The sequence below is a fragment of the Hydrogenophaga flava NBRC 102514 genome, from assembly GCF_001571145.1.
Classification (GTDB): Bacteria; Pseudomonadota; Gammaproteobacteria; order Burkholderiales; family Burkholderiaceae_C; genus Hydrogenophaga; species Hydrogenophaga flava.
Genome location: NZ_BCTF01000019.1, coordinates 90,682 through 113,173, shown reverse-complemented (window position 1 = coordinate 113,173; position 22,492 = coordinate 90,682). Strand labels below are relative to the sequence as shown.

The 22,492-nt window shown below is 69.9% G+C and carries 20 protein-coding genes; 12 read left to right on the top strand and 8 right to left on the bottom strand.

Features of this window, described 5'->3' with window-relative positions; translation table 11 throughout:
- Positions 1-61 precede the first annotated feature (61 nt).
- The 4 genes from HFL01S_RS17010 to HFL01S_RS16995 all read left to right on the top strand — a co-directional run bounded on the left by HFL01S_RS17010 (position 62) and on the right by HFL01S_RS16995 (position 6,038).
- A complete protein-coding gene (locus HFL01S_RS17010) occupies positions 62-994 on the top strand; it encodes a LysR family transcriptional regulator (RefSeq protein WP_066260772.1) in 933 nt (310 codons plus the stop codon).
- 86 nt (positions 995-1,080) lie between these two features.
- Positions 1,081-2,289 carry a 5-demethoxyubiquinol-8 5-hydroxylase UbiM gene (gene ubiM / locus HFL01S_RS17005; RefSeq protein WP_066260770.1) on the top strand — a complete coding sequence of 403 codons (1,209 nt, stop codon included), beginning with the start codon at positions 1,081-1,083 and terminating at the stop codon, positions 2,287-2,289.
- A 136-nt stretch (positions 2,290-2,425) separates the two neighbouring features.
- Entirely contained in the window at positions 2,426-3,352 is a 927-nt protein-coding gene (locus tag HFL01S_RS17000) for a histone deacetylase family protein (RefSeq protein WP_066260768.1), read from the top strand.
- 7 nt (positions 3,353-3,359) lie between these two features.
- Complete coding sequence (locus HFL01S_RS16995) at positions 3,360-6,038, top strand: bifunctional acetate--CoA ligase family protein/GNAT family N-acetyltransferase (protein WP_066260767.1); 2,679 nt, start codon at positions 3,360-3,362, stop codon at positions 6,036-6,038.
- A 305-nt stretch (positions 6,039-6,343) separates the two neighbouring features.
- Here the strand turns inward: HFL01S_RS16995 and HFL01S_RS16990 are convergent, their stop codons facing one another.
- Positions 6,344-7,291 (bottom strand): prenyltransferase, encoded by a 948-nt coding sequence (locus HFL01S_RS16990; RefSeq protein ID WP_066260765.1) that lies wholly within the window; start codon positions 7,289-7,291, stop codon positions 6,344-6,346.
- 120 nt (positions 7,292-7,411) lie between these two features.
- On the opposite strand from HFL01S_RS16990, the gene minC reads away from it, so the two are divergent.
- The 8 genes from minC (at position 7,412) to infA (ending at position 13,107) form a co-directional block, all read left to right on the top strand.
- Positions 7,412-8,200, top strand: a complete 789-nt coding sequence (gene minC / locus HFL01S_RS16985; RefSeq protein WP_066260764.1) for a septum site-determining protein MinC — start codon at positions 7,412-7,414, stop codon at positions 8,198-8,200.
- Positions 8,201-8,219: 19 nt separating this feature from the next.
- Positions 8,220-9,035, top strand: a complete 816-nt coding sequence (gene minD, locus HFL01S_RS16980; protein WP_066260763.1) for a septum site-determining protein MinD — start codon at positions 8,220-8,222, stop codon at positions 9,033-9,035.
- A 2-nt stretch (positions 9,036-9,037) separates the two neighbouring features.
- A complete protein-coding gene (gene minE / locus HFL01S_RS16975; RefSeq protein ID WP_066260762.1) occupies positions 9,038-9,298 on the top strand; it encodes a cell division topological specificity factor MinE in 261 nt (86 codons plus the stop codon).
- Positions 9,299-9,316: 18 nt separating this feature from the next.
- Entirely contained in the window at positions 9,317-9,757 is a 441-nt protein-coding gene (locus tag HFL01S_RS16970; RefSeq protein WP_066260760.1) for an acyl-CoA thioesterase, read from the top strand.
- Between the two features lie 46 nt (positions 9,758-9,803).
- A complete protein-coding gene (locus HFL01S_RS16965) occupies positions 9,804-11,294 on the top strand; it encodes a M48 family metalloprotease (protein ID WP_066260758.1) in 1,491 nt (496 codons plus the stop codon).
- A 19-nt stretch (positions 11,295-11,313) separates the two neighbouring features.
- Positions 11,314-12,168, top strand: a complete 855-nt coding sequence (locus HFL01S_RS16960) for a hypothetical protein (protein ID WP_157538917.1) — start codon at positions 11,314-11,316, stop codon at positions 12,166-12,168.
- A 367-nt stretch (positions 12,169-12,535) separates the two neighbouring features.
- Positions 12,536-12,820: a hypothetical protein gene (locus HFL01S_RS16955; protein ID WP_245644841.1), complete on the top strand. Its 285-nt coding sequence runs from the start codon at positions 12,536-12,538 to the stop codon at positions 12,818-12,820.
- Positions 12,821-12,852: 32 nt separating this feature from the next.
- The gene (infA, locus tag HFL01S_RS16950; protein WP_066260756.1) at positions 12,853-13,107 is read left to right on the top strand and encodes a translation initiation factor IF-1; all 255 of its coding nucleotides are present in this window, start codon (positions 12,853-12,855) and stop codon (positions 13,105-13,107) included.
- A 25-nt stretch (positions 13,108-13,132) separates the two neighbouring features.
- Here infA and HFL01S_RS16945 read toward each other — a convergent pair whose 3' ends face one another.
- From HFL01S_RS16945 to HFL01S_RS16915, 7 genes are all read right to left on the bottom strand, one after another.
- Complete coding sequence (locus HFL01S_RS16945; protein ID WP_066260755.1) at positions 13,133-13,933, bottom strand: SDR family NAD(P)-dependent oxidoreductase; 801 nt, start codon at positions 13,931-13,933, stop codon at positions 13,133-13,135.
- 73 nt (positions 13,934-14,006) lie between these two features.
- Complete coding sequence (locus HFL01S_RS16940; RefSeq protein ID WP_066260754.1) at positions 14,007-15,038, bottom strand: patatin-like phospholipase family protein; 1,032 nt, start codon at positions 15,036-15,038, stop codon at positions 14,007-14,009.
- An 8-nt stretch (positions 15,039-15,046) separates the two neighbouring features.
- Entirely contained in the window at positions 15,047-16,141 is a 1,095-nt protein-coding gene (locus HFL01S_RS16935; protein WP_066260753.1) for a 3-deoxy-7-phosphoheptulonate synthase, read from the bottom strand.
- A gap of 37 nt (positions 16,142-16,178) precedes the next feature.
- On the bottom strand, positions 16,179-16,655 hold the full coding sequence (locus tag HFL01S_RS16930) for a C40 family peptidase (protein WP_066260749.1): 477 nt from the start codon (positions 16,653-16,655) through the stop codon (positions 16,179-16,181).
- A gap of 76 nt (positions 16,656-16,731) precedes the next feature.
- On the bottom strand, positions 16,732-19,422 hold the full coding sequence (locus tag HFL01S_RS16925; protein WP_066260748.1) for a cation-translocating P-type ATPase: 2,691 nt from the start codon (positions 19,420-19,422) through the stop codon (positions 16,732-16,734).
- Entirely contained in the window at positions 19,419-21,143 is a 1,725-nt protein-coding gene (locus HFL01S_RS16920; RefSeq protein ID WP_066260747.1) for a cation:proton antiporter domain-containing protein, read from the bottom strand. The genes HFL01S_RS16925 and HFL01S_RS16920 overlap by 4 nt, the downstream gene beginning before the upstream one ends.
- A gap of 113 nt (positions 21,144-21,256) precedes the next feature.
- Positions 21,257-22,459 carry a helix-turn-helix domain-containing protein gene (locus tag HFL01S_RS16915; RefSeq protein ID WP_066260745.1) on the bottom strand — a complete coding sequence of 401 codons (1,203 nt, stop codon included), beginning with the start codon at positions 22,457-22,459 and terminating at the stop codon, positions 21,257-21,259.
- Positions 22,460-22,492: the final 33 nt, after the last annotated feature.

The following is a 22,492-nucleotide window of genomic DNA, read 5'->3' as shown; positions in this document are numbered from 1 at the left end:
ATCTCTAGTCTGTTTCTAAATCAGCAACAATCAACCGTTTGAAACCCTTCACCATCGACCCATGGACCGACTGACCTCAATGCGTGTGTTTCTTCGTGTGGCGGACGAAGGCGGTTTCGCCGCGGCCGCCCGGGCCCTGGACATGTCGCCCGCCGTGGTGACACGGCTGGTGGCCGACCTGGAGGAGCACCTGGGCACCCGGCTGCTGCAGCGCACCACGCGCCGGCAGTCGCTCACCGACGCGGGCGAAGCCTATCTGGAGCGGGTGCGCCACATCCTGCAGGACCTGGACGATGCGCACTCCCTGGTCAGCTCGCACACCCAGGAACTCTCGGGCACGCTGCGGGTGCTGGCGCCACCGGTGCTGGCCACGCACGTGCTGGCCCCGGTCGTCGCCAGCTTCCACCAGCGCTACCCGCAGATCCAGCTGGACATCGAGGTGGCCAGCCACCGCGAACCACCCATCGAGGCCTTCGACATTACGCTCATGGGCACCGACGAGGGCTACGACGCCAACATCATTGCCCGCAAGGTGAACGCGACCGAAGCCTTCCTGGTTGCGTCGCCCGAATACCTGGCGCGCCGGGGCACCCCCGCCACGCCACAAGACCTGCTGCAGCACGACTGCCTGCGCATCAAGCCGGACATGGGCATGCGCAGCCGGATGCTGCGTCTGTTCCGCGGCGACCGCGACGACGAGGTGCTGCTGGACGTGCGCCCGGTGCTCTGGGCCAACCACACCGACACGCTGATGCGCGCTGCGCTCGATGGCGCCGGCATCACCGGCAGCACGGTGGAGCTGGCCGCGCCCTACCTGGCCAACGGTTCGCTGGTGCGCGTGCTCGCACCCTGGATCACCGGCCGCTTCACGCTCTACGCGGCCCTGCCCAGCCGCAAGTTCCTGCCCCAGCGCACCCAGGTCTTTCTGGACCATCTGACCGAAAAGACGCGCGAGCGCATCGCGCAGGCACTGACCAGCTGCGATGCCTGCTGAGTTGGCGCTTCTCTGCCCCTGGTCAAAGGCTGGCCGTTGACCTGAGTCAATCCGGTGGCCGGGGCGCACACGTAAGCTGCCGCGCCATGGAACACGACCTCCTCATCGTGGGCGCCGGGCCCGCCGGCCTGAGCCTGGCCCGCGCACTGCGCGGCAGCGGCCTGCGCACCACCCTGATCGAACAGAGCCCTCTCGAATCGCTGCAGCACCCCGCCTTCGACGGCCGCGAGATCGCCCTGACCCAGCACAGCGCGGCGCTGCTGCGCCAGCTCGGGCTGTGGTCGCTGCTGGGCGAGGCGAACATCGCGCCGCTGAAGGACGCCCTGGTGCTCGATGGCGGCGTGGGCACCACGCAATCGCGCATGCGCATCGGCCACGACCTCAGCCCGAAGTCCGAGCTGGGCTTCCTGGTCGCCAACCACCACATCCGCCGCGCCGCCTTCGAGGCCGCGATGGGCGACGGCCCGGGCAATCCGCCCGAACTGCGCTGCGGCCAGCAGGTCACCAGCATCCAGACCGACGCCCAGTCGGCCCGCCTCACCCTGGGCAGTGGCGAGACCCTGTCGGCCCGCCTGGTCGTGGCCGCCGACAGCCGCCACTCCAGCACCCGCCGCGCCATGGGCATCGCCGCCGACATGCACGACTACGGCCGCACCATGCTGGTCTGCAACATGACCCACGAGCGGCCGCACGAAGAAACCGCCTGGGAGTGGTTCGACCACGGCCAGACCCTGGCCCTGCTGCCGATGAACCCCGACCCGACCAGCGGCCGTCCGCGCTCGTCGGTGGTGCTGACCCTGCCGCACCAGGCCATCCAGCCGCTGCTGGGTCTGGACGAGGCCGCTTTCGGTCTCGAAATGACGCGCCGTTTCGGCAGCCAGCTGGGCGACATGCGCCTGGTCAGCACACGCCACGCCTACCCGCTGGTGGGGGTGTGGGCGCGGCGCTTCGTGGCCCAGCGCTTCGCCGTTGTGGGCGACGCCGCCGTTGGCATGCACCCGGTGACGGCGCACGGCTTCAACCTCGGCCTGCGCAGCATCGACACCCTGTCGAAGGCGCTGATCCAGGCCCACCGCAGCGGCCAGGACATCGCCTCGCCGCAGCTGCTGGAGCGCTACCAGCTGGTCCACCAGCGCGCAGCGCGCGGCCTCTACATGGCCACACACGCCGTCGCCACGCTCTACACGCGCGAACACGTGCCCGCGCGCTGGCTGCGCCGCGGCATGGTCGAACTGGGCGAGCGCTTCACACCCTTCAAACGCGCCGTGGCCGCCAGCCTCACCGGGCTGGGCTGACCTCCCCGCACCCCACAGGGCCTTGTTGCGTTGCGTCAAGGCAGCCGTCAGGCTTCGGGTCTAGATTGACAGAAGTCAATCTGCACGGGCGCGCAGTCGCCCGGCAGGCATTCGCCGCCCCGAGGAGACCCGAACCATGCTGTCCGCCTTCATCAGCCACGCCGACTGCGCCCGCCACGACATGGGCGCTCACCACCCCGAGTGCCCCGAGCGCCTGGGTGCCATCAACGACCACCTGCTGGTCAAGGGACTGCTGGACTACATGGTCCCCTACGACGCCCCGCTGGCCACCGAAGAGCAGCTCGGCCGCGCCCACGCATCGCTCTATGTGAAGGAAATCTTCGATGCCGCGCCCACCGAAGGCCTGCGCGCGGTCGACCCCGACACCAACATGTGCCCCCACACCCTGCAGGCCGCGCTGCGCGCCGCCGGTGCCGCCGTGCAGGCCACCGACCTGGTGCTGGCCGGCGAAGCGCCCACCGCGTTCTGCTCGATCCGCCCCCCCGGCCACCACGCCGAACGCTCGGCCGCCATGGGCTTCTGCTTCTTCAACAACGTGGCCGTCGGCATCCGCCATGCGCTGGACGTGCACGGGCTTGAACGCATCGCGCTGATCGACTTCGACGTGCACCACGGCAACGGCAGCGAGGACATCTTCCGCGGCGACGAACGGGTGCTGATGTGCTCGATCTTCGAGAAGGGGCTCTACCCCTTCAACGGCGAAAACGCCACCGGCCCCAACATGGTCAACGTCGGCCTGCCCAGCCGCTCAGGCAGCGACGCCTTTCGCGCCGCGGTCATGGAGCACTGGCTTCCCGCGCTCGAGGCCTTCCGCCCCCAGCTGGTCTACGTCTCCGCCGGCTTCGATGCCCACCGCGAGGACGACATGGGCAACCTCGGCCTGGTCGAGGCCGACTACGCCTGGGTGACACAGCAACTGATGAAAGTCGCCGACAAACACTGCAACGGCCGTGTCATCTCCTGCCTCGAAGGTGGCTACGTGCTCAGCCCCCTGGCCCGCAGCGTAGCGGCACACGTGCGTGTGCTGATCGGCGCAGACTGAACCGCATATGGACAAACACTACCTCACCCCCCTCTTCCAGCCCGAGTCCATCGCCGTCTTCGCCGGCAACCACGAAGACCCGGACAGCCAGATCGCCCACGCGCGCACGCTCTGCGCGGCGCTGACCGGCCAGCGCTTCTCGGGCACCCTGGTCTTCCTGGACATCCACACCAGCGGCACCCTGGCCGATCTGGCGCAGACCCGGGCCGACCTGGCCATCATCGCGCTGCCGCCGGCCGAGGCCCTGGCGGCACTCGAAGTGGCCGGCCGCATCAAGTGCAAGGCCGCCCTGGTGGTGGGCAGCGGTGCGAATGCCGAGATCGCAAGCGAGATGCACCAGGTGGCACGGCGCCATGGCATGCATCTGCTCGGACCCAACAGCCTGGGCTTCCAGCGCCCGCGCAGCGGCCTGAACGCCAGCGTTGCCGGCCCGCTGGCGGCCGTCGGGCCGCTGGCCCTGGTGTCGCAGTCGGGCGCACTGACCTCGTCCATCCTGGACTGGGCCACGCAGAACGGCGTCGGCTTCTCGAACGTAGTCTCGCTCGGCCCCAAGACCTCGGTCGACATCGCCCAGGTGCTCGATTTCCTGGCATCGGACGCACAAACACACAGCATCGTCGCCTATCTTGAAGGCATCTCCAACGCTCGCCGCTTCATGAGCGCGCTGCGCGCCGCCGCCAACGCCAAGCCGGTGGTCGTCCTCAAGGCCGGCCGCAAGACCGCCGGCAACGAGGCCGCCCAGACCCACAGCGGCGCCATCGTCGGCAGCGACGACGTGTTCGACGCCGCCCTGCGCCGCGCCGGTGCGGTGCGGGTGCGCTCCTTCGTCGAGCTGTTCTCGGCTGCCAAATGCCTGGCCTCGCGCTACCGCCCCGTGGGCAAGCGGCTGGCCATCATCACCAACGGCGGTGGCCCTGGTGTGCTGGCGGCCGACTGGGTCAGCGAGATCGCGCTGCAGCTGGGCAAGCTCTCGCCCGAAACCATGGCCGAGCTGCGGCCCAAGCTGCCCCCCCTGGCGTCGCTGAGCGACCTGGTCGACCTGTCGGAGGAAGCTGGCGCCGAACACTACCTGGCCGCCATCCACGCCGCCGGCCAGGACCGCTCGGTCGACGGCGTGCTGGTGGTGCACTCGCCCAAGGCCGGCGTCGATGCCACCGACGTGGCGCGCGTGATGGCCGAAGCCAAGGCGCGCATGAGCAAGCCCCTGCTGTGCTGCTGGATGGGCGATGCGTCCGTCGGCGAGGCGCGCGAGGTGCTGGGCAAGGCCGCCATCCCGAGCTTCCGCACGCCCGAGGCCGCCGTCGGCGCCTTCGGCAACATCGCCAGCTTCTACCAGAACCAGCAGCTGCTGCAGCAGACCCCGCCGCCACTCTCGACCCTGGCCAACCCCGACATCGAGGGCGCGCGCCTGATCATCGAGAACGTGCTGACCGAACGCCGCAAGGTGCTCACCGAGATGGAATCCAAGGCCCTGCTCTCGGCCTTCCACATCCCGGTCACCCAGACCATCCTGGCGCGCTCGCCCAACGAGGCCATGATGATCGCGACCCAGCTGGGCTACCCGGTGGCGCTGAAGATCGACTCGCCCGACATCAGCCACAAGAGCGACGTCAACGGCGTGGCGCTCAACGTGATGAACGCGACCGCGGTGCGCGACGTCTACAACACCATGATCCAGGCCGTGGCCAAGCTGCAGCCCGGCGCCCGCATCAACGGCGTGACGATCCAGAAAATGGCACGCAGCAAGCGCGGCCGCGAGCTCTACATCGGCCTCAAGACCGACGATCCCTTCGGCCCGGTGATCGCCTTCGGCGCTGGCGGCACCATGATCGAGCTGATCGGCGACCAGGCCATGGAGTTGCCGCCGCTCAACCAGTTCCTGGCGCGCCGCCTGATCGAGCGCTCGCGCGTGGCCGACACGCTGGGCGAGTGGCGCGGCGCGTCGGCGGTCGACATGGACGAGCTGGAACACGTGCTGCTGCGCGTCTCCGAGATGGTCTGCGAGCTGCCCCAGCTGCGCGAGATGGACATCAACCCCATCATCGTGGACGAGGACGGCGCGGTGGCGGTGGACGCCCGCATCGTGATCGAGAGCGCGCCCGCCACGGCGCGCAACTACGCCCACCTGGCCATCCTGCCCTACCCGGCGCGCTACGAGCAGGTCTGGCCGCTGCGCGGCGGCGGCGAGTACACCATCCGCCCGATCCACCCGGACGACGCCCAGATGCTGCAGGACCTGGTGCAGAACCTCTCACCCGAGAGCCGCTACTACCGCTTCGTCTCCAGCATGACCGAGCTGCCGCCGTCCATGCTCTCGCGCCTGACCCTGATCGACTACGACCGCGAAATGGCCCTGGTGGCCATCCACCGCGAACGCAAGGCCGGTGAGGACGGCGAGATGGTCGAGACCGAGCGCGTCGTTGGGGTTTCGCGCTACATCACCAACCCGGACAAATCGAGCTGCGAGTTCTCGCTGGTGGTGGCCGACGACTTCAACGGCAAGGGCCTGGGTTCGCGCCTGATGCTCAGCATCATGGAAGAGGCCCGGGACAAGGGGCTGGCCGAAATCGAGGGCCTGGTGCTGGCCAACAACCCCGGCATGCTCAAGCTCATGAAGGGCCTGGGCTTCCAGATCAAGCCGTTCGCGGAAGACCCGGACTTCAAGCTGGTCACCCACACCCTCTGAACGGCCGCCAGCGCGGCTGAACACCCGTCGAAAAGCGCCCCGGAGCCCCCTCCGGAGGCGCTTTTTTTGTCCCTATCTTGTTTAACTATTCCAATATCTCTAATTCGTTGTAGTAGTAGAGGGCGGCTTCCGGTGTGGACAAGTCTGTTTTTCCCTTTGAAATCAAACCTCTGATGGCTTGAAAACACTGTTCGAAAAGTTCTGACGCTGTTCAGCTGAAAAAGGAACAACTTGGCGACAGCCTCTTCGATTGTGGATAACCATGATGTTCTTAAAAAGTTATCAACAGAGTTGTTGAAAACCGCTCAGTGGTGCCAGCCCAGCCAGGCAAAACCGGCCGCCATGCCCAGGCCGTGCAGCAAGGTGGCCGCCACCGTGGCGACCAGGGCCGGGCGCAGGGCGGCACCGCGGTGGCAGTGGGCCCACAGCCACCCCGAGGCGAACAGCGACAGCGGCAGCGAGACCAGACCGCCCAGCGCAGGCACCGGTGGGATCAGCAGCCACACCGACAGCGCCAGCCAGGCGTGGGCACCCAGGGTGAGTGCGGTGTAGAGCGCCCAGGCGCCGGTGGGCCCCAGCCGAACCGCCAGCGTGCGCTTGCCGACCCGGGCATCGGCCGCGGCGTCCGGCACTCCATTGATCAGCAGCAAGGCCGCCACCATGGCCGAGAAATTCAGGGCTACACTGGCCGGGATCACGAACAACTGGCGCCGCTGGACAAAGTCGGCACCCACCACCACCAGGAACCAGGCCAGCGCCACGGTGAGCTCGCCCAGGCCGCGCGACATCAGCTTCAGCGGCGGTGCCGAATAGGCCCAGACCAGCAGCAGGCCGGCCAGCCCCAGCCCGATCACGCCGCCGCCCGCCTTCACCGCCAGCAGCAGACCGCCGGGCACCAGCAGCAGCACCAGGGCCTTGGCCAGATCGGCGGTCTCGCGTTCGCTGGTCTCACCGTTCTGGATCAGGCGCGAGCCGCCGGTGAAGGGAAAAATGCCGCCGGTGTTGCCCGCGTCGGCGCCACTGCGGGCGTCGTGCAGGTCGTTGAGCACGTTGCCGGCGGCGTGCGCCATCACCGCCAGCACCGTGGTGCCCATGGCCAGCGGCAGGTCCAGCCCGCAGCCGCAGGCCGAGGCCGTCGCCGTACCCAGCGCGCAGGCGACCACGGTCAGCAGCAGAAAGGCCGGCCGGGTCATGCGCCACCAGAGCCCGGGGCGCCAGCCAGAGGAACCGTGGGGGGTATCGCGCATGTCCATGGCGCGCAGTGTGCCTGACACATGTGGACACGCAGCACCGCCGGTCCGCCGGTGGTCGGCTGGTAAACTGCCCGCCGACTTGGCCGGACCCCTTCCGGCCACCTGTTCCCCGCCGGATTCATGTCCACCGTCCTCAGCGCCAGCGCCCCGACCAGTTTCGAAATCAAGAGCGCCCAGTTGCCGCTGGTGGCCTTGCTGCTCAAGACCGCCGACCTTGGCCAGCTGGCCGAGGAAATGACCCAGCGCTACGGCGATATTCCCGATTTTTTTGATCACGACCCGCTGCTGGTCGACCTGTCGCCGCTGCAGGTGGGCGAGCAGGCCGACAGCCCGGTCGATTTCCCCGCGCTGGTCTCGTTGTTGCGACGGTTCCGGCTGGAGCCGGTGGCCGTTCGCGGTGGCAACGAAGCCCAGACGGCGGCTGCCGAGCTGGCCGGACTGATGCCGGCCCAGGATGCCACCGTGCAGCGCAGCGCCGCCGCGCGCACGCCCGAGGCGCCCGTCCAGCAGGCGGCCCCCACCGCGCCGGCCCCGGTGTCGGCCCCCGTCCCCACCGCGCCGCCCAGCGCCCTGGTCATCGACAAACCACTGCGCTCGGGCCAGCAGGTCTATGCGCGGGGCCGCGACCTGGTCGTCCTGGCCATGGTCAACCCCGGTGCCGAGGTCATCGCCGACGGTCACATCCACGTCTATGCGCCGCTGCGCGGCAAGGCGATTGCCGGCGCGCGCGGCAACGCCGAGGCCCGCATCTTCGCGATGTCCATGGACCCCGAGCTGATCTCTATCGCCGGCATCTACCGCACCAGCGACAACCCGCTGCCGGCCGAAGTGCTGGGCAAACCCGGGCAGGTGCGCCTGGTGCCCGGCCCCGAGGGCGACAAGCTCGTCATTGAATCCCTGAATCCCTGACCCTGAAGGAACCTGTCTCATGACCAAGATCGTTGTCGTCACTTCCGGCAAAGGCGGCGTGGGCAAAACCACGACCAGCGCCAGCTTCGCCTCCGGCCTCGCGCTGCGCGGCCACAAGACTGCTGTCATCGACTTCGACGTCGGCCTGCGCAACCTGGACCTGATCATGGGCTGCGAGCGCCGCGTGGTCTACGACCTGATCAACGTGATCCACGGCGAGGCCAACCTCAACCAGGCCCTGATCAAGGACAAGACCTGCGAGAACCTGTTCGTGCTGGCCGCCAGCCAGACCCGCGACAAGGACGCACTGACGCAGGACGGCGTCGAAAAGGTGCTGAACGACCTGGCGGGCATGGGCTTCGACTACATCGTCTGCGACTCGCCGGCCGGCATCGAGACCGGTGCGCTGATGGCCATGCATTTCGCCGACGAGGCACTGGTGGTGACCAACCCCGAAGTCTCCAGCGTGCGCGACTCCGACCGCATCCTGGGCATGCTGGGCAGCAAGACCAAACGCGCGATCGAAGGCAAGGAAGCCATCAAGGAACACCTGCTGATCACGCGCTACAACCCCAATCGCGTGGCCGACGGGCAGATGCTCTCGCTCGAAGACATCCAGGACATCCTGCGCATCAAGCTGATCGGCGTGATTCCCGAGAGCGAGAACGTGCTTACCGCGTCCAACCAGGGCACACCCGCGATCCACCTCAAGGGCACCGACGTGGCCGAGGCCTACAGCGATGTGATCGACCGCTTCCTGGGTGCGGACAAGCCGCTGCGGTTTGTCGATGCCGAGAAGCCCGGCTTCTTCAAGCGCCTGTTCGGGAGCAAATGAGCATGTCGTTCCTGTCCTTCTTCCTGGGCGAGAAAAAGAAGACCGCCAGCGTCGCCAAGGAACGGTTGCAGATCATCCTGGCGCACGAACGCAGCGGCCGAAATGCCGCCGAGCCCGACTACCTGCCGGCCCTGCAGCGCGAGCTGGTGGCCGTGATCAGCAAGTACATCAAGATCAACCAGGAAGACATCAAGGTCCAGCTGGACCGCCAGGACAACCTGGATGTGCTGGAAGTCAAGATCGAGCTGCCGGACCGCAAGTGATCGCAGGCAGGTGACGCCTTGAGCCGCATCCAGGTCGAGCTGCCCGGGCACTTCGTCTTCTCGACGCAGATCCAGATCTACATCAGCCACGTCAACCAGGGCGGGCACCTGGACAACGCCCAGCTGCTGACCCTGGTGTCCGAGGCGCGGGTGCGTTTCTTCAAGTCCCTCGGCTACCGCGAGTCCGACGTGGCGGGCTGTCCCATCGTGGTGGGCGACCTGGTGGCGCAGTACAAGTCCGAGGGTTTTCATGGCGAGACCATGCGGGTGCGAATGCGGCCGCAGGACTTCAGCCGCTGCGGCTTCGACCTGGCCTACTGCATGGACTGCGTGGACACCGGCCGCGAGGTCGCGCGGGGCAAGATCGGCATCGTCTTCATCGATCCAGCCACGCGCAAGCCGGCCGACGTGCCAGCGGTTTTTCTGGCGCAGCTGCACGCCCTCGCACCGCTGAGCTGACTATCATGGCTCCCATCGCGGTGAAGGCCGCTGACAGGAGCCCAGAATGCCGAGACTTCTCGCCAGCGCCCTGCTGCTGGCAGCGACCTTGCTGGCCGGCTGCGGCACCACCGTGGTCAACCCCGTCACCGGCCAGTCCGAGCGCACGGTCATGGACGAGCGCACCGAGCTGGCCGAGGGCAAGAAGGCCCACGACGAGGTGCTCAAGGAATACGGCGTCTACAAGGACGAGCGCCTGCAGGCCTATGTGAACGAGGTCGGCCAGAAGCTGGCCAAGCAGTCGCACCGCGCCAACATCCCCTGGACCTTCACCGTGCTCGACAGCCCGGAGATCAACGCCTTTGCGCTGCCCGGCGGCTACGTCTACATCACGCGCGGCATCCTGGCTTATATGGAGAGCGAGGCCGACATGGCCGGCGTGATCGGCCACGAGATCGGCCACGTCACCGCCCGCCATGGCGCGCAGCGCGCCACGCGCCAGCAGACCGCCGGCCTGGGTGTGCTGGCCGCGACGGTGCTGGGTGCGGTGCTGGAGAGCAAGGTCGGTGTCACGGGTGGCACCGAGATGTTCGGCCAGATGGCGCAGGGTGTGGCGGCCGGCTACGTGGCGAAGTACAGCCGCGAGCAGGAGCTGCAGGCCGACAGCCTGGGCGCCGAGTACCTGGCGCGCAGCAACTACGACCCGCGCAACATGATCGACGTGATACGGGTGCTCAAGCTGCAGGAGGCCTTCGCCGTCGAAGAGGCGCGCGCCGAAGGCCGCCCCGCACCCGAGGGCGCCAACTGGCTGTCTTCCCATCCCAGCAACGACCAGCGCCTGCAGCAGATCAGCCAGAACGCCGCGAAGTACCAGGGCAGCTACGCCTCCGACGGTGCGCAGCGCTTCCTGCAGGTGGTCCGGGGCATGCGCTTCGGAGAGAGTCCCGAACAGGGGCTGACGCGCGGCCAGAACTTCTACCACGCCGGGCTGGGCCTGGCGATGACGGCGCCGGCCGGCTGGCGCATCCAGAACGAGCCCGAGGCGCTGACCTTCGTCGCGCCGCAGGGCGACGCCGCGCTGCGCATGGTCGCCATGCCGCCCCGGGCCGGCGGCACGCACGACGAGATCATTCGCAACGCCCTGCAGCCCAGCGAGGGCAAGGTGACCCGTGGCCAGATCAACGGCTTTGCCTCAACCCATTTCGTCGGCGCCCGCAAGGCGCAGAACGGACAACCCCAGGCGATCGAGGCCACCGTGGTCACCGGCCCGAAGAACAACAGCTTCGTGATGCTCTACCTTGCGGCCGATGCCGCCGCGCGCAACCGCGCCATGCCCGGCCTGGTGGCGGCCGAGAAGTCCTTTCGCGCCATGACCGCGGCCGACCAGCAGGCTGCCCGGCCCTGGGTGGTGCAGACCGTGCCGCTGCCGCGCGGCGGTTTTGCCGAACTGGCCCGCCAGTCGCCCCTGACCGAAAAACGGCTGCAGCTGCTCAACGGCACCTGGGGCCGCAGCGACCCGCCGGTGGGGCAGGTGGTCAAGACCGTGGTGGAACAGTGACCCGACGCAGGAGCCCGCCTTGGCAACACCGGATATGAACCCCGAACCCGACAACGGGCCGGACACCACGCCCGGCATCCCGCCCTCCCGGCCCGTGCCGCTGGTGCCGCACCGGGTGGCCGACACCGTGTTCCGGCCACCCGAGCGCGACGGCATGAGCGGCCTGTCCATCGGGCTGCTGGCCGCGGTCGTGGTGTTGGGGTTGTATGCGCTGGTCAACTGGCCCTGGTCTCGCGCTCCGGTGGCTGTTGCGGAGCCGGCGACGGCGTCTACACCCGCTGCCGTCCCCGCATCCTCTGTGGCGCCGGAACCCACGGCCACCGCCGCCGCAGGCCCGGCGCCCGTTGCCGAGCCACCACCACCCGCCGAGCTCTCGTCCGCGGTGCACCGCTGTGAAAACGCCAGCCAGGTGACCTACACCGACGGCCCCTGCCCGACCGGCATGCGCGGCCACCCGGTTGACACGACGACCGCGCTGAGTGTCGACGGTGCGGGTGGCACCACGCTTTTCCGCTGTCGCGGTGCGGGCCAGTTCTGGTCGGTGGTGCATTGCCAGCACCGCGGTGCCGAGATCGTCGCCATGCACACGGTGCCGGCGAACCTGTCGCTGGCCGAGCAGATCCTGTTCGCCCGCAACCGGGAAGCCCTGGCCAGGCCCACCAAGGGGGTTGCGCCGCGGCCGACCGGTGTCGGTCCTGTCGCTCCCATGAATGCCGCCCAGAAGAAGGCGAACGATTGCAGGCGCCTGGACGAGCTGGTGGCCGTGCTGGACGACTACGCGCGCCAGCCGCTGCCGCCGCGCGAGCAGGACTCGGTCCGGCGCGACCGCAAGAAGGCGCGCGACGAACAGTTCCGCCTGCGTTGTGGCCGCTGAACCGGCGTCACTTGGCAATTTTTTCCACATCGTGGTACATTAGCGGCTTCGCCTTGGGCGACAGACCCGGTTGCAGCGCCCATGGCGCGGCCCACCACCCCGGCAGAGGGTCGGTCTGTCCAGCCCCTCCAACGCGAGCCAAGCCCTCACCGCACCCAACGCGGTCCCCCGGCGAGGCACTTTTTCCCCGCTGCTCTCCCCATGCCTCTGCCGAGGGCTGGTACCAGAAAGCCCCGATGCCGCTGATGCGGTGCGGTGCTTCGGGTTGGCGCAGTTGGGCACCCCGGCACCCTGGGGCTGCCACCGTGTATGTCGGGCCTTGTCGGGCCGGCGGCTCAGCCGCAGGTCCTGCCCATAGAAGTTCTTGATGATCCAGACGTTTCCCGCGTCCGCGCCTGTGGTGCGGACCCCTTGTACCTCCGCCCCCATGACCCTGGGGCGTTACCGCATCAGCGCCCGCCCGCGGGCCCTGGCGGACGGGCGCTTTGCCGCCTTCGTGTCCATCGCCAGCGGCACCGGCAGCGCCAGCACCGACCGCGTGATGCGCTTTACCGAAGATTTCGCTACCCACGAAGCCGCGGCAAGATACGCCATGGCCCAGGGCATCGACTGGGTGCGCGAGACCGCGCGCCCCGCGATCCGTACCAACTGATCCGAATCCCACGACTCCAGGAGAACCACACCATGGCCAAGGAAGAACTGATCGACATGATGGGCATCGTCAACGAGGTGCTGCCCGACACCCGTTTTCGCGTCACGCTGGACAACGGTCACCAGCTGATCGCCTACTCCGCCGGCAAGATGAAGAAGAACCACATCCGCATCCTGGCGGGTGACCGGGTCTCGCTCGAACTCTCGCCCTACGACCTGACCAAGGGCCGCATCAACTTTCGCCACATCGAGGGCCGCGGCCCGATGGCGCCGCGCAAGCCGCGCTGAACGGCCCTCAGCGGCGCGGCGGGGCTCACATGCCCATGCCACCGTCCACCGGCAGGCCCGCGCCGGTGATGAAACGCGCCGCGTCGGAACACAGGAACACCACCGCATCGGCCATGTCGGCCACCGTGCCCAGGCGCCCCAGCGGCGTCTGCGCCACGATGGCGCCGACCGCGGCCTCCGGCGTCGGGAACAGCCCGGCCGTCACCACGTCGGCCGCCAGCTTCATGCCCATGTCGGTCGGTACCAGACCCGGGTAGATGCAGTTCACCCGCACGCCGTAGCCCAGCTGGCCGGCTTCCATGGCGGCCACCCGCGTGAGCCGGTCCACCGCCGACTTGGTGGCCGAGTAGCCGGCGATCGCCGGGAACGCGATGGTGGCCGCGACCGAGGCCACGTTGACCACGGCCCCGCCCTTCCCGGCCACGCCACCCGGGCGCATGGCGCGGAACGCGTGCTTGAGTCCCAGGGCCGTGCCGACGATGTTCACGTCCAGCATGCGCCGCAGCGCGTCGGCGTCGATCTTCGACACCAGCGCGGTCTCCTCAACCCCGGCGTTGTTGATCAGGATGTCGAAGCCGCCGAAGGTGGTGTGCACGGCATAGATCGCGGCGAGCCAGCCGGCCTCGTCGGTCACGTCCAGCTGCACAAAGGCCGCCCGCCCGCCCGTGGCCACGATGGACCGGGCCGTCTCTCGGCCCGTGTCTTCAAGGATGTCGCCGATCATCACGGCCGCGCCGGCCGCGGCCAGGGCCTGCGCCATGCCGGCGCCCAGGCCTCGGGCGCCGCCGGTGACCAGGGCGGTGCGGCCCTGCAAGAGAGAGCTCATGGGTGTTTCTCCGGGTGGGGGATGGCCCGTCGGGGCGATCCGGCCCCCTATTCTGGCCAGTGCCGGCCCGAGGTCAACCGAAGAGCCCCGCAAGTTCGACAGTGCCGTGGCGGCCGACGGCCGCCCGGTGCTCGTCCAGCCACTGCCGGCCCTGCCCCCGACCCGCCTCGAACAGCATCTCGAAAAAACGCTGGCTGGCGGCGGCCTTGGTGTCGGTGCCCAGCTCCCCCAGCACCGGGCCGGGCTCGATGGCGTGAAAGCGCGATTGCGCCAGCCGCCGCTCCAGCGGCCCGCGGCGCCACCAGCCGATGTGGGCGATGCGCTCGCGCAGGTGCGCGAACATGCGCATCTCGCGCAGGAAGGTGGCGTTGAACGCCAGTTCCTGCATGCGGTGTTCGATGTCCTGCGCCGACTGCGGCGTGGCGGCGTAGCGCAGCGGCGTGAGCATCACCAGCAGCGTGTCGCGCGTGGGGGTCTCCAGCAGCAGCGGGTAGACCGCGGGGTTGGCCGAATAGCCGCCGTCCCAGTGGGGCTGGCCGTCGATCAGCACGCTGCGGTGCAGGCGCGGCAGGCAGGCCGAGGCCAGCACCGCGTCCAGCGACAGATCGGCGTTGCGGAACAGCCGCAGCCGGCCGGTGTTGGCCTCGGTGGTGGCGATGAACAGCCGCACCGGCGAGCGCTGGCGCAGACCTTCGATGTCCAGCTGCTGGCGCAGCACGTCGCGCAGCGGGTTGAGGTCGAAGGGGTTGAGCTGCTCGGGTGTGAAGTGGTGGGTCCACTGCAGCATCAGGCGCATGGCCGGCGCCAGCTGGTAGCCCGAGCCGTCGGCCCGCGGCACCGCCACGTCGAACGGCAGGCTGCCGGCCACGGCGGTCCAGAAGCGCCGCAGCGCGGCACGCGCGCCCTCGCGGCCACCGTCCATCAGGCCCTGGGCCAGCACCACAGCGTTCATGGCCCCCGCGCTGGTGCCGCTGACGCCGTCGAAGGCGACCTGTCCGTCTTCCAGCAGCGCGTCGAGCACGCCCCAGGTGAAGGCCCCGTGCGCCCCACCGCCCTGCAGTGCCAGGTTCAGCGCGGGCGCGGTGGTCTGCCAGGGCAGGCGCATGTCGCGCGTCAGCGGGCGCGGCGCTGGCGCACGGCGGCCGCCAGCCCCTGCAGCACCGGCACGGTCTGCTCGAAGCTGATGCAGGCGTCCGTCACGCTCACGCCCGGCAGCAGCGGCTGGCCGGGCACGATGTCCTGCCGGCCTTCGAACAGGTGGCTCTCGATCATGATGCCGGTGATGCGCGCATCGCCCGTGGCGATCTGGCCGGCCACTTCGGCCGCCACGTCGATCTGCCGGCGGTGCTGCTTGCTGCTGTTGGCGTGCGAGACGTCGATCATCACCTGCTCGCGCTGGCCGGCGGCCTTGAGCAGGGTGCAGGCGGTGTTGACGTCTTCGGCGCTGTAGTTGGGCGCCTTGCCGCCGCGCAGGATGACGTGGCAGTCGGCGTTGCCGCGGGTCTCGAAGATGGCGGACTGGCCCATCTTGGTCATGCCCATGAAGGCGTGCGGCGCCTGCGCGGCCTGGATCGCGTCGCTGGCGACCTTGACGCTGCCGTCGGTACCGTTCTTGAACCCCACCGGGCAGGACAGGCCCGAGGCCAGCTGGCGGTGGCTCTGGCTCTCGGTGGTGCGCGCCCCGATGGCGCCCCAGCTGACCAGGTCGCTGATGAACTGTGGAGAGAGCAGGTCCAGGAACTCGGTGCCCACCGGCAGGCCGACCGCGAGCACGTCCAGCAGCAGCTGGCGCGCCAGCTCCAGGCCTTCGTTGATGGCGAAGCTGCCGTCCAGGTGCGGGTCGTTGATGTAGCCCTTCCAGCCCACCGTGGTGCGCGGCTTCTCGAAGTACACGCGCATCACGATCAGCAGGTCCTCGGCCAGCGCATCGGCCTGTTCCTTCAGGCGCCGCGCATAGTCCATGGCCTGGCCGTGGTCGTGGATCGAGCACGGCCCGACCACCACGATCAGCCGGTCGTCCTGCCCGTGCAGCACGCGCGAGAGCGCGGCGCGGCTGCTCTCCACCAGGGCCTGGGCGGCCGGCGGCGTGGGCAGCCACTCTTGCAGCAGCGCGGGCGTGATCAGCGGCCGCACCGCGCCGATGCGCAGGTCGTCGATGCGGGTGGTGTCGTGGGTGGACAGCGGCGGGGTGGCGTGAACGTGGGGCATGGTTCCGATTGTCGCCGGCTTGTTCGCAAAAGCCGTGTCAGGGCCTGCGGTAACGCACCATCTGGCGCGCCCAGTAGCGGTTGTCCAGCCGGTCCAGCCGCACCGTGCCGCCGGTAGACGGCGCGTGCACGAAGCGGCCTTCGCCGACGTAGATGCCGGCGTGCCAGGCCGGGTCGCGGCCGAAAATCACCAGATCGCCGGTGCGCAACTCGTCGGCGTCCACCGCCTGGCCGAAGCCTGAGAGCTGGGCCACGGTGCGCGGCGGCGCCACGCCGGCGCGGTGCCGGTAGACGTAGCCGATCAGGCCGCTGCAGTCGAAGCCGCTCTCGGGCGTGTTGCCGCCCCAGCGGTAGGGCGTGCCCACGAGACCCATGGCGTGGATGGCGATGTCGCTGCTGTGTTCGGCCGACAGCGGCGGCAGCGAGGACGCGGGCGGGCGGGCCGGCGGTGTGCTGCCGCAGGCGGCCAGCAGCAGGGCGGCGGAGAGACTCAGGGTGTGCAGGGCCAGACGCATGGCGGCGAGCTTACGGCAAGCCCGCGCGGGGCTTGTGTCGAACTGTGTTGGTGGCGCGCTTGCGCCTGCGGGAGCCTCAGATGCGGCGCACACCGCGGCGGCGCAGCAGCGCCTTCTCGGCCTCCACCAGCACGAACACGCCCGCCCCCATGGCCAGGATCATGGCCCAGGAGCTGGCGTGCAGCGGCGTGGTGTGGAACAGGCGCTGCAGCGGCGGCGCATAGGTGAACAGCAGCTGCAGCCCCACCAGCAGGGCCGCCACGCCCAGCGCGACGGGGTTGCCGGTCAGCGTCTCGGCCCGCCAGGCGTGGCGGGTGAAGTGGCGCACGTTGAACAGGTAGAACAGCTCGCACATCACGATGGTGTTGACCGCTGCGGTGCGCGCGGTCTCCAGCGCGGTGCCGCGTGCGAGCTCCCAGTGGAACACCCAGAAGGTGGCCGCCACCATGAGCGCGATGACGAACAGGATGCGCCCGCCGAGTGCGCGGGTGATGATGGATTCCTGCGGCGGGCGTGGCGGGTGGTGCATCACGCCCGGCTCGGCCGGCTCGAAGGCCAGCGACAGCGCCAGCGTCACCGAGGTCACTGTGTTGACCCACAGGATCTGCCCGGCCGTCACCGGCAGCGGCAGGCCGGCGAAGATGGCCAGCAGGATCACGCCGGCCTCGCCGCCGTTGGTGGGCAGCATGTGCATCAGCGACTTCTTGATGTTGTCGTAGACCACGCGGCCCTCGCGCACGGCGCGCGCGATGGTGGCGAAGTTGTCGTCGGTCAGCACCAGGTCGGAGGCCTCGCGCGCCGCGTCCGTGCCCTTGCCGCCCATGGCCACGCCCACATCGGCGGCCTTGAGCGCGGGCGCGTCGTTCACGCCGTCGCCGGTCATGGCCACCTGGTGGCCTTCGGCCTGCAGTGCGGCGATCAGCCGCAGCTTGTGCTCGGGGCTGGCGCGCGCGAACACGTCGGTGTCCTGTGCGGCGCGGCGCAGTGCCGCGTCGTCAAGCGCGGCGATGGCGTCGCCGGTCAGTGCCCGGTCGGCCTGCAGGCCCAGCTGGCGGCCGATGGCCGCGGCCGTCACCGCGTGGTCGCCGGTGATCATCTTCACGCGGATGCCCGCCCGCTGGCACTCGGCCACGGCGGCCACGGCCTCGTCGCGCGGTGGGTCGATGATGCCCACCAGCCCGAGCATCTCGAAGCGCGGGGTGAGGTCGGCCAGGTCCACCTCGGTGCGCCCGGCGGGCCAGTCGCAGCGGGCCAGCGCCAGCACGCGCTCGCCCGCGCCGCCGGCGCGCTCCACCGCCGCGGTCCAGTGCGCGCGGTCCAGCGGGCGGCCGCCCGCCTCGCCCGTGCACAGCGCCAGCACCCGTTCGGGCGCGCCCTTGAGCAGCAGCTCGTGGTGGCCGGCGTGGTCGTGGTGCAGCGTGACCATGATCTGCCGCTCGGACTCGAAGGGGATCGCGTCCAGCCGCGGGTAGGCCTGGGCTTCGGTGGTGGCGTCCAGGTCGGCCTTGTGCGCGAGGGTGGTCAGCGCACCCTCGGTCGGATCGCCCGTGAGGACCCACCCTTTGTCTTCTTCGCGGTGAATGCGCGCGTCGTTGCACAGAAGCGCGCAGTGCAGCAGGGCCATCAGAGCAGGGTCGTCGCCGGGGTGCAGCACCGATCCGTCCGAAAGGTGGAAGCCGCCTTCGGGCGCGTAGCCGGTGCCGCTGACGACGACCTCGTGCGACGGCAGCACCACGCGCACCGCGGTCATCTCGTTGCGGGTGAGGGTGCCGGTCTTGTCGCTGCAGATGACGGTGACCGAGCCCAGCGACTCCACCGCCGGCAGCCGCCGCACGATGGCCTTCTTGCGCGCCATCACCCGGGTGCCGATGGCCAGCACGATGGTCACCACCGCCGGCATGCCCTCGGGGATGGCCGCCACCGCCAGCCCCACCACCGCCAGGAACAGGTCGAACAGCGCCATGCCGGCCACGAAGTGGCCCCAGGCCATGGTCAGCACCGACACGCCGAGGATGAAGGCGGTGATCTGGCGCGCGAAGCGGTCGAGCCGGCGCGTCAGCGGCGTGGCCAGGGTCTGCACCTCGCTGACCAGCTGGCCGATGTGGCCGATCTCGGTGGCGCCGCCGGTGGCCACCACCACGCCGCAGCCGCTGCCGCAGGCCACCAGCGTGCCCGAGAAGGCCATGCCATGGCGGTCGCCCAGCGGCGCGCCTTCGGCCGCGGCACCCGGGTCCTTGTCCACCGCGGCCGATTCGCCAGTCAGCGCCGATTCGATCGTGCGCAGGTTGCGGCCCTGCAGCAGGCGCAGGTCGGCCGGCACGCGGTCGCCCGGTTCGAGCCAGACGATGTCGCCCGGCACCAGTTCCCCGGCGTCGATCTGGTGGCGCTCGCCCCCGCGCTGCACCGTGGCGCGCGCGGCCAGCATGCTGCGCACGGCCGCCAGCGCCTGTTCCGCCTTGCCTTCCTGAACGTGGCCGATGAGCGCGTTGATCAGCACCACGCCCAGGATCACGCCCGCGTCCACCAGGCTGCCCAGCAGCAGCGTGGCCAGCCCGGCGACCAGCAGCACATAGATCAGCGGGTTGTGGAACTGCAGCGCAAAGCGTTGCCAGGCCGGCCGCCGGGGCGGTTCGGGCAGGCGGTTGGGGCCGTGCTGCGCGAGCCGCCGGCCCACCTCGCCGCTGTCCAGTCCGTCGGCCGGGTCCACGCCCAGGCGCCGCAGCACCTCGGGGCCTTCCAGGGCGTGCCAGCGGGGCTGATGGCTCATGCAGCCTCCCGTGCGGGCGCAGCCTCCTGCAGCCGGTCCAGGATGTGCGAGGTCATGCCGCGCGCCAGCTCGTGCTCGCCCAGGAACACCGTGCCCAGGCTCTCCTTGCGCAGCAGATCGGCCTCTTCCTCGTTGTGGGTGCGCAGCACCACGGCGATGCCGGGGTTGAGCGTGCGGGCGATCTCCACCATCTTGCGCACGTCCACGGCGTCGGGGATGGCCACCACCAGCATCGCGGCCTCGGCGATGTGGCCCTGCACCAGCACCTCGGGCGTCATGGCGTCGCCGCTGACGGCTGCGATGCCATCGCGCCGCAGCGCGTCCACCGTCTCGCGGTTCTGCTCCACCACCACGAACGGCAGATGGTGTTCGCGCAACGCCTGGGCAATGCGCCGGCCCACGCGGCCATAGCCCACCAGCACCACCTGGCCGCTGAGCAGCTTGCGGTCGGTCGAGGTCGGCAGCTCGGCCAGCGGGTCGTCGCGCATTTCCAGCTGGCGCGCGAAGGCCGACCGCGACAGGATCCAGCGCCGCAGCGGCTCCACCGCCGAGAACAGCGCCGCGTTGGCCGCGATCGAGATCAGCGCGGCCGCCAGCACCAGGCTCTGGCCCTCGCGCGGCATCAGCTCCAGCGCCACCCCCAGGCCGGCCAGGATGAAGGAGAACTCGCCGATCTGCGCCAGGCTCGCGCCCACCGTCAGCGCGGTGTTCAGCGGGTAGCGGAACAGCAGCACCAGGGCCACGGCCGCCACCGTCTTGCCGATCAGGACGATGGCCACCACCGCCAGCAGCTTGACCGGCTGCTGCACGATCACCGACGGTTCGAACAGCATGCCCACCGAGACGAAGAACAGCACGGCAAAGGCGTCGCGCAGCGGCAGCGACTCGTCGGCCGCGCGGTGGCTGAACTCGGACTCGCGCATCATCATCCCGGCGAAGAAGGCGCCCAGCGCGAAAGACACGTCGAACAGCTTGGCCGCGCCGAAGGCCACGCCCACCGCGATGGCGACCACGCCCAGCGTGAACAGCTCCTGCGAACCGGTGCGTGCGATCCACCACAGCAGCTTGGGCAGAACCCGGCGGCCCACCACCAGCATCAGCACCACGAAGGCCGTGACCTTGGCCAGGGTGATGCCCACCGTGGTCCAGATCGCGCCGGCCTCGGGCGCCACCGCCACGTCGCCGCCGTGCGCCTTGAGCACGCCCGCCAGCGCGGGCAGCAGCACCAGCACCAGCACCATCACCAGGTCTTCCACCACCAGCCAGCCGACCGCGATCTGGCCGTTGACCGACTTGAGCAGGCCCTTGGCCTCCAGCGCGCGCAACAGCACCACCGTGCTGGCCACCGACAGGCACAGGCCGAACACGATGGCGGCGCCCAGGTCCCAGCCCCAGAGCATGGCCACACCGCCGCCCAGCGCGGTGGCCACCGCGATCTGCACCACCGCGCCCGGCACGGCGATCTTCTTGACCGACATCAGGTCGGACAGCGAGAAGTGCAGACCCACCCCGAACATCAGCAGCATCACCCCGATCTCGGCCAGCTGCCCGGCCAGGCCCACGTCGGCTACATAGCCCGGCGTGGCCGGGCTGACCACGATGCCCGCCAGCAGGTAACCCACCAGGGGCGGCAGCTTCAGGCGGGCGGCGAGCAGTCCGAACACCATGGCCAGGCCAAAGGCGGCGGCGATGGTGGCGATCAGGTTGACGTCATGGGGCATCCGTGCGGGGTTCCTTCGGGCGTGGGTCGGTGAGGGGGAGCTTTTGACCTTATCACGCACGATGGCATCCGCCCGTGAACCCGAGCGGGGTTCCGGGCGGCCCCGGCCGACGCCTATTTCTGCAGGTGCCGGTAGACCAGGCCGCGCGAGACGCCGAGCTGGCGTGCGGTGCGCGCGACATTGCCGCCGTTGGCCTGCAGTGCGTCCTCGATCAGGCGCTGCTGGGTCTGGGCCAGCGAGGGGGCGGCCACCGGGGCGGGTGTCGGAACCTCGGGCTCGGCGGCGGGCAACGGTTCGGGCGCGGGTGGCATGGTGGCCGGCCAGGCCACCGCGTGCCGGAAGTCGATGCCATCGCGCAGGCCCAGCGTGGCCCGCAGCCAGATGCCTAGGCCGCTGGGCAGCTGCAGGCGCCGGGCCTCGGTGGCGCCGCACAGGGGCATCAGCTGCGCCAGCCCGTGGCCGAACAGCTCTTCCACCGGCGCCACATCCTGCCGCGACGGGCGGCCCAGCAGGCTGTGGCCGGTGGCGTTGACCCAGACCACGCGGCCGTCGTGGTCCACGCCGGCCAGACCCTCCATCGGCGTGCCCAGCAGCGCCGGCGCGGCCTGGAAGTGCAGCACCAGGTGCTCGTCGGACTGCGCCTGCAGCAGGCGGTTCTCGATCGAGGTCGCGTACACGCCGACCACCGCAGCGGCGTCGAAGCCGAAGGCGCGCGACTCGGTGGACACGTCGAGCACGCCCACCAGGCGGCCGTGCACGTCGTGGATCGGCGCGGCCGCGCAGCGCACCTGGCCGAACAGCTCGTAGAAGTGTTCGCAGCCCTGCACGGTGCAGGCCATGCCGGTCTGCACCACGATGCCCGGTGCCGTGGTGCCCAGCACCTCCTCTGCCAGGTGCACGCCCACGCGCGTGGCGGCGTCCAGCACTTTCTGTTCGGGGTCGCCCGTGCCGCGCGAGGCGTGCACGATGACCCCGTTCGCGTCGGTCAGCATGAGGCGGCTGGCGGTGCCCGCGAGCGCGGCTTCGAGCTGCTGCAGGTCGCCGTGCGCCGCCTCCAGCAGGCGCCGGTTGCGCGCCAGCGCGGCGCTCAGCGCGCTGCGGTTGACCGGGTCCAGCGCGGGCATCTTGTGGCTGGCGTGGCCCAGCGCGCGGCTGCGGCCCCAGGATCGGATCACCGCCTCGCTCACCAGGCCGGCCGGGTGCTGCTGCTCCTCGAAGAAGCGCTGGCGCGCCAGCGCCGCGCGCTGCTCGGGCGTCTGGAAGAAGGGCTGCGGCGGCAGGTCCTGGGTGGACAAGGTTCGGTGGGTGGCGCGCATGGTGGTGGTGGGGGCGAAGTCTCGCGTCCGAAG